Here is a 7,770-nt window from a genome sequence, read left to right on the forward strand (position 1 = left end):
GTTTGCTCCAGCAATGCACCTGCCACATTAGAGAATCTGAGACAGGAACTTCTTCGTACGATCCTCTTGGGGATTGTTGAAGAAGGCTTCAGGCGTATTCTCTTCCACCAAAACACCGCCGTCCATCAAGACAACCCGATCCGCAACTTCCCGTGCAAAGCCAACTTCGTGAGTGACACAAACCATCGTCATCCCCTCAGTCGCCAGCTTCCGCATAACGTCGAGTACCTCACGCACCATTTCAGGGTCGAGAGCAGAGGTCGGCTCGTCAAACAGCATGACCTTGGGCTGCATTGCCAAGGAGCGCGCGATCGCAACCCGCTGCTGCTGCCCCCCCGAAAGCTGCCCTGGATATTTCTGTGCTTGCTCGGCAATGCCAACTCGATCTAGCAGGCGCATGGCCACTTCTTGAGCCTTTGCCTTGGGCCAGCGGCGGACCCAAATGGGCGCCAAGGTAACATTTTGCAGCACCGTCAAGTGGGGAAACAGGTTGAACTGCTGGAAGACCATTCCTACCTCTCGGCGGATAGCTTCAATATTTTTCAAGTCGTGAGCCAGCTCAATCCCGTCTACCTCAATGCTGCCTTTCTGATAAGGTTCCAGAGCATTGAACGTCCGAATAAAGGTGGATTTACCTGAACCCGAAGGTCCCATCACCACGACCACCTCACCCTTGTAAACCGTTAGGCTAACTCCCTGAAGAACATGAAATCCATTGTCGTACCACTTCTCCACATCCCGCGCGACAATGACGGGTTCACCAGCTTGATAGTCAATAGGAGCAGCTTCGGTCTGAATCTGTGTCATAGGTTTGTTCTCAAAAAAATCAACAAGTCAAGAAAATACAAAAAGGGGGGTGGAGAAACTGAACTTAGGTATCAAACAACTTTCGCTTCTATGGGGAGCACATCAACCGGAGACAGGATTGATTTGTGTGCAAAACCCTAATATTGCCTAAAAGCGAACCGCATTACAGCAACGATACGTTTAAGCACACCTGTCAGCCGCTCTAAATAGAGCGACCTAATTGTGTACTTATTGTGCAATACGATATCGAGACATGGGCTTCAAGGCTGTCAACTGTTACACGAAGTGGCTAACGACCCGTATTGAGTTTCTCTTCAATCTTGCGACTGCCGAGAGACATGGCGTAGCAGAAGAACCAGTAGATAGCACCAATAAACAGATAGACTTCGGCGTATCGTCCCAAGTAGTTTGGGTTTGCCAGGATCGAGCGGCTGATGCCCAGCAATTCTGCCAAGCCCACGATAGATAACAGGGTCGTGTCTTGAAACAGACTAATGAACTGACCCACGATCGCTGGAATAGCTGTCTTCAAAGCTTGAGGCAGCACAATCAGTCCCAAAGATAGAGGAGTGTTGAGTCCCAAGGATGCTGCTGCCTCTTGCTGACCCCGAGGAACCGCTTGCAGCCCTGCTCGAACGTTTTCTGCTAGATAGGCCGCACTGAACAACGTCAGACCAATAATGGCTCGAAGCACCCGGTCAGGACGCATTCCTTCTGGCAGGAACAGCGGAATCATGACCTGTCCCATGAACAGAATCGCAATCAGTGGAACGCCGCGAATCAGTTCAATATACGCAACGGATAACCACTTGACGACAGGCAGGCTACTACGACGACCCAAGGCTAAAATGACGCCTAGCGGAAAACACAGCGCGATGCCGCTGACTGCCATAAGCAGAGTCAGCATCAGTCCTCCCCAATCGTTGGTGGAAACGCTGGGCAGCCCTAAACCGCCACCAATCAACCAAATCGCAATGAAATAGGAAATGAACCACGCTAAGGAGATCCATTTGCCAAGACCTGACGCTTTGCGGCCTATGGCTCTTCCAGCCCAAGCTGTAGCCGCCACAATCGCTACCATTACCAGCAGTTTGGGACTACTCGGTCGAGTCGGGGGAAAGAGGACAAAACCAGCACAAACGATCGCGAAGCCAATCAAAACGCTGCGACTGAATAAGCTCTTGAGATTTCGCGCCAGAATCCCCCAAGATAACCCCGCAAGGGCACAAACAATACCTAGTAATAGCCAGGCCCGCCAATATTGTTCAGACGGATAGAGCCCTGTCATAAACAGGCCCATATTTTGAGGGATTACTGTCCATTGAGCAACAGTAAATGCCCACCTAAAGCTGCTGTAGGCGGCATAGCTCAGCACCCCAACTACCACGATGGTCAACAGACTATTAAACCAATCGCTGAAGAGGTTTTTCTTAATCCATGCGCCTGGGCTAGACCGACGAGGCTTTGGAGCGGTTGAAACGGTATCAGGAGTAGTTGTCGTCATGGTTTAACGCTCCTTGAACTGTACGGTCTGGTTCAATGTGTTCATTCCCAAGGTGATGATCAGGTTGATTGTTAGGTAGGTTGCCATTAGAACCAGGAAAACCTCAATCGGGCGTCCAGTCTGGTTGAAGGTGGTATTAGCAATGGAGTAAAGCTCAGGATAAGCCACTGCAAAAGCCAGCGAAGAGTTTTTCGCTAGGTTCATAAACTCACTGTTGAGGGGAGGAATGATGACTCGTAGTGCTTGAGGAAAGACTACTAGACGCATGGATAGGTTTGAGGGGAGTCCTAGCGATCGCGCTGCTTCCCACTGCCCTTTAGACACGGACTGAATGCCGGCCCTAACAATTTCAGCAATAAACGCTCCGGTGTAGAACACGAGGGCTGTCAGGGATGCTACATATTCCCGTGAGAGCCGTAGACCGCCCGTTGCGCCACCGCCTTCCTGCACTGTTGGCGCTTCCCAGCCCAGCATAAACGCAAAAATCACCAAGCCTGCAAGCGCGATGGCACCCAAAATCATGAGTTGAGTTTGTCCGCTGTCTCCTTGCTCGACCATTGATTTTGTGCGCCACTGCCAGACAAAAAAGGCTGCAATTGCAAGTGCCACCAAAATTCCCAACCACATCAAAAAGCCGCTACTGGCAGGCCACGGAACGTAGACACCTCGCTTACTCGCAATGACGAGACCCCCAAGATTGAGCTGTTCCTGAGGGGTTGGCAACACGCCATACACGGCGAAATACCAGAAGAACAGTTGGAGTAGCAAGGGGATGTTACGAGTTAGGCCGACATAAGCACGACTGATCTTATGCACAAGCCAGTTCTGCGAAAAGCTAGCGACCCCTGCCGCAACTCCCGCCGTGGTTGCCAGGATGATGCCTGCGATGACCAAAGTGATCGTGTTGACGAAGCCGACAAAGAGAGCTCTGCCATAGGGGTCATTAGGCAAATACTCAATTGCGCTTTCACCAATACTAAATCCTGCTGGATTGGACAAAAAGCCAAATCCGAAATCAATCCCTTGCTTGCTGAGATTAGTGCTCAAGTTAAGCAGGAGATAACCCAAAATTGCAATAACAACCGCGAGGGTGATGATCTGAAAGGCAATCTTCCAGAAGCGATCATCTCGCAGGAGCTGCTTCAAATTAAATTGTTTCGACTCGCCAGAATTGCTAACCATCGACTCAGGCTTCCATCAAGAGAACAGGGCGCTATAGGCCAATACGGAATGCTTAGAACCTTATGACAAAACTATCCATTAGGAAAGTCTCATCTGTTACGCACTGATACAAAGGTTGCGCTGATGGAATCGTCTTTGGCTGGGTCTTTTGGTTTTGAGAGGAATGACAGACGCGATGTTCTTCTCTCAGTCTTCATCCGACAGCCCATCACAAGTCTCAGTGACTCAGATCAGGTGTCATTTTGATGAAGAACACGTGTTCGAGCCGGAAATGGGGCGACGAGCGCTGTTTTTACTAACAGCACAGAAAATAATGGAGAGTGCCCCATGACTCCTGAGCAGATAAAAGGTTTGTGGATTTGTCTTGTAATTGCGTCCTCGATGGTTTTTGTATGTCCTGCAGTACTGTGGGTATTACCCAATCGGTCCGCAGCCAAATCGTAGATTTCTACATAGAGCTTTAATTCTTCTATGGCAAGAACAGGACCCTGAATGCAAGGGACAATATTGAACCCATCAATCTGTGTTCTTGACTGTTTTGAATTGAATGAGGGGGGCGATCGCTCCCTAGACCCCACCTCTAGATCCCACTATCAAAATTTTGGGGTCAGGTAGTTGCAGCGATCCTGCCTTGAACCTGATATGAATTCTTTTGGCAAAATTTTCGGCTTGCTGTTGGATGTTATTGTGGAAGCCTTTGAACATCCGAAAGCGCATTCATCTGTGCAGCTAAGTCGTCCGTTAGCCGACGAGCTGCTGTTTTCAATTCCTCAGCAGTCAATAAATGGCTTTGATGACTCGGCAGATAAGATGCCGTATCTAATGGCTGTCCGAAGGTGATTTTGACATCGTTTCGCCAGTTAGGGGTTGGGTCTTCGTATTGAATGCTGACAGGCAGGATTTTGACACCTAACTCATGGGTCTGTGCTTCTGCTTGAAGTGCAATTCTGGCTAGACCTGGCTTGAGACGATGGACTTGATTATCTCGAAAGATATTGCCTTCTGGATAGATCACAAGGGGGTGTTCTTCCTGAAGCAATTCGATACCGTGTCGCAGACTAGAGATGCTGGGCGATCGCACATTGACCGCAAAGCCTCCCAATCGACGAATGAACCAGCCCTGAACTCCTTGCACCTCATCAGAGGTCACCATGAAGTGTAGGTCTCGGCCCGTGACAGAGCGCCCCGCAACGTAAGGAATCACAATGGAATCCCAGCGGGCGCGATGAGTAGGCGCTAGAATTAAGGGCCCGCTAGTCGGTAAATTTTCCTGGCCGTAGATATGAATCTTCCGAAAATAGCTCGGGACGACGAACTTTTCTCCTAGGAAATAGGCTAGAGGCGTTAGCCAGGGAGAGCACTTTGATACCGTCGTCGATACCCTCTTTAGAGGAACGGAACTCGGACTAGCAGTAGGCATAGAGTGGATGCGTTCAGCGACCATTTTCGGGAACAAGTCTGATCTCGATAGGTTAATTTGATTACGTTCACCGTAAGGGGTATTTCGAAGGCGTACTACCTAAGCTAGACACTTTTCAAGAGTGTCATTCGACGTGCCTTCATTTAACGCTACAGGAAACTGCTGTGAACTTTGATAGAAATCTTAACGGAAAGGGATAGACATTTCGAGGGACGGAAGATAGAGGTTTGGAAAATTCAGCAAGCTTTAGCTAGAAAGTTGCCATCTATCAGACGCCATTGGCAAAGCCAATGCTCTCTTGCGCCACAGTCGGGGTCTTATGTATTCCCAGAAACAGCCTTAAAATAGCTGAGTTAATGTACTCTCGCTACTCGTTGTCCCCATTAGGGGGCGATCGCTTCAGCCGTAACATCGCCGTCAGGCGAAAAGGTTACCTCAAATTGTGCGATCGGTTCGGTAATGGTCTCCTCGGAATCGAGAGGAATAAAGACCAATTCGGGAAGGGCAGTATCGTCGACGTTGGTGAGTGCAGCATCGTTCTGATACTTATACCCCAATACGTCTCCCGTCTCTGATACCGCGACTCGATAAATTAGAGGTTCTTCAAACGGGATATCTTCTGGTAATTCTGATTCAAGGGTCTCTTCAAGTTCGTCTTTCAGAGATTCCAATGCGTCTTCATCTGTGATGTTCGGTGCATTGGCCAAGCGACCCAACGAAGCCCCAATTGAATCAGAATCCTCAGTCACAGCATCCTCTGAAGGAACATCGGCTTCTTCAGCCCCCGCATCGGATGAAGACCCTCCCTCTGATAAATTGGCCGATTCCTCTTCAATCAGTTCCGTCAAACTCCGCCTTCGTTCAGTGGGCTCAGGTTCAAACTCAGGAACAGGCACGACAAACAGCAGGGCAGCAGCAGCGGCGAGGGCGGATAATCCCGCTGCTGCTGGAAAGACTCGTTTCGTGGCAGGCTCAGCTGAACGCGAGTGGCGGCGATTCAACGACGATAGCTGTAGCGTCATATCAGGTAGCGCCAACGTGTCCGCCAACAACTGGTCGATCGCTTCCACCAGATCAAAAAGTTGGACTGAATTAAGTTCCAGTGTTTTTCGCGTCGATTTTCCTTCTGCATCGGCGACGATTGCCGCTAAGTGGTGAAGATGATTGTCTCCAGCTTTTAGAGTGACAAAGTGTTCCTCTGAGACCTCTTCAGCCAACGGATGCGGGATGCCACTCAGCAGCGACTGAGCGTAATCACTGACGGTTTTGACTAAGGCGTTCAGAAACTCGCGCCCACCGCTAAGGCTCTCAGTCATCCCTGGAAAGGAACACTCAGAATTGAGCACGACCGTCATCGGTGCCATTGGATCACTGTCGTCGCCAGTGCTCAGTCCCTCTAGCTTGAGGTTACAGTTGGGCAAGGTGTACTGTCTTTGAACTGTCATACCACCTCTCCATCAAACAAACTGCTCCAAAGTCGCTGGGGACCTTGAGTACCCGTACAAAACAATAGACGAGTCAGCAGCGTTATTGCCAGAGCATCCAGCTTTTCATCGGTATCGTAAGCAATGACCCCGGCTCGCTGAGGATTCATCCGTGCTCGAAAGAGACTGCGAAACCGCTGAAGATATTCAGAGAGCCGAAAATGATGTTCTAGGCTCAATTGTTTGTCGCTGAGTTGCTGATGACCCAGCAACAGCTGGCGGATAAGTACGGTCAGACGTTTGGCTAGAAAACAAATTGCGATCGCGAGTGCCTTGGCCTCCTCTAAGGAAAGGGGATCACGCTGGCTCTGTCGCCGCATAGGATTGGTACTCCGGATGAGCCACAGTCTAACCCGATTGGCAATGACGGTCTTTAGACCCAACTGCTCAGTTACTTTGAGAATGGCTTCAGAGCCGCCAACATCCAGGGCTTCGATCGCCAGCATCAGCAGGTCTAAATCGATCCGAACTCGACGGGGGCAATCCGTAGTGGGTAAGTTCGGACTCGGGAGTGTATCTAGAATAGAGGGCGGCGATGGTGCCGGAGGACTGTCTACTTGCATATCCTCAGTTCAGTAGGGCAGCAAAACAAAACGGTGTGCAGTTAGCTTTTTGACAGGCTAACTAATCTGTTTAGGACTATCATCATAGCTTTGACGCACAAGCGCCCAACATACCGCAAAACGAGTTATTTCACCACCTCATGCGGTTAGGACAGCCTAAAAAATCACAGCTATGAGCAGAAACCAATAGCGATTCAAAGATTCCCAAGCCGCTGGAAAATCACTCAACAACGGTCATGCTTTGCACAAACCAGTCGCTACCTTGACGAATTAATTCGTAACGCATGTTGAGATCCTGATCGTAGGAAAGTGCTGCATTGCGAGCACCTAATTCGTAATAATCTGCGACTTCTTTGACTTGGGCCTCTACGGTGAGCGCGTCTGCTACGGGATCATCCGGTTCAACATTGACCACCTCAACGTCATGCTCATAGGTGTAGTGCCAGCTGCCTGGCTGCCCTTCGTTGACCTTATTGCGCCATTCTGTCAGGGCAGGATCCACTAGCGCAGCTTCGAGGCCACTCGCATTGTGATCGGGACCCATCGCTTCTCGCTTGGTGGATAGCCAGTTGTTGATGGTGCGCTCTGCAACATCTCTAACACTGATTTGAGCTTCGGGCGCAGGCGGCACTGGGATCGAAATCGGCGGCGATGTCAGACCAATATCCAGTGCGGGTCCTTGGATCCTGGGACCGCTGAACATTCCAGCAATCCACCCCACGGTGCGTATAGTTACAAAACCCAGGGTACCTACGGCTAGCAAACCCATCACGCCAACGGCAGCCAGTCGTCCCCATCGCGGCGATCGCG

Annotated in this window: 7 protein-coding genes; all 7 read right to left on the minus strand. The window is 50.2% G+C overall.

Going from position 1 to position 7,770, the window contains the following annotated elements:
* Window positions 1–27: 27 nt before the first annotated feature.
* Complete coding sequence (locus PN498_RS00565; protein ID WP_272060719.1) at window positions 28–807, minus strand: amino acid ABC transporter ATP-binding protein; 780 nt, start codon at window positions 805–807, stop codon at window positions 28–30.
* A gap of 289 nt (window positions 808–1,096) precedes the next feature.
* A complete protein-coding gene (locus PN498_RS00570; RefSeq protein WP_272060720.1) occupies window positions 1,097–2,311 on the minus strand; it encodes an amino acid ABC transporter permease in 1,215 nt (404 codons plus the stop codon).
* A gap of 3 nt (window positions 2,312–2,314) precedes the next feature.
* A complete protein-coding gene (locus PN498_RS00575; RefSeq protein ID WP_272060721.1) occupies window positions 2,315–3,493 on the minus strand; it encodes an amino acid ABC transporter permease in 1,179 nt (392 codons plus the stop codon).
* Between the two features lie 682 nt (window positions 3,494–4,175).
* Entirely contained in the window at window positions 4,176–4,913 is a 738-nt protein-coding gene (locus PN498_RS00580; RefSeq protein ID WP_272060722.1) for a lysophospholipid acyltransferase family protein, read from the minus strand.
* A 383-nt stretch (window positions 4,914–5,296) separates the two neighbouring features.
* Window positions 5,297–6,358: a DUF4335 domain-containing protein gene (locus tag PN498_RS00585; protein WP_272060723.1), complete on the minus strand. Its 1,062-nt coding sequence runs from the start codon at window positions 6,356–6,358 to the stop codon at window positions 5,297–5,299.
* Window positions 6,355–6,960, minus strand: coding sequence for a DUF3038 domain-containing protein (locus tag PN498_RS00590; RefSeq protein ID WP_272060724.1), 606 nt, complete (start codon window positions 6,958–6,960; stop codon window positions 6,355–6,357). The genes PN498_RS00585 and PN498_RS00590 overlap by 4 nt, the downstream gene beginning before the upstream one ends.
* A 220-nt stretch (window positions 6,961–7,180) precedes the next feature.
* On the minus strand, window positions 7,181–7,770 hold a 590-nt coding region (locus tag PN498_RS00595), incomplete at its 5' end, for an ARC6/PARC6 family protein (protein WP_272060725.1).

Source organism: Oscillatoria sp. CS-180, from assembly GCF_028330965.1.
Classification (GTDB): Bacteria; Cyanobacteriota; Cyanobacteriia; order Phormidesmidales; family Phormidesmidaceae; genus Halomicronema.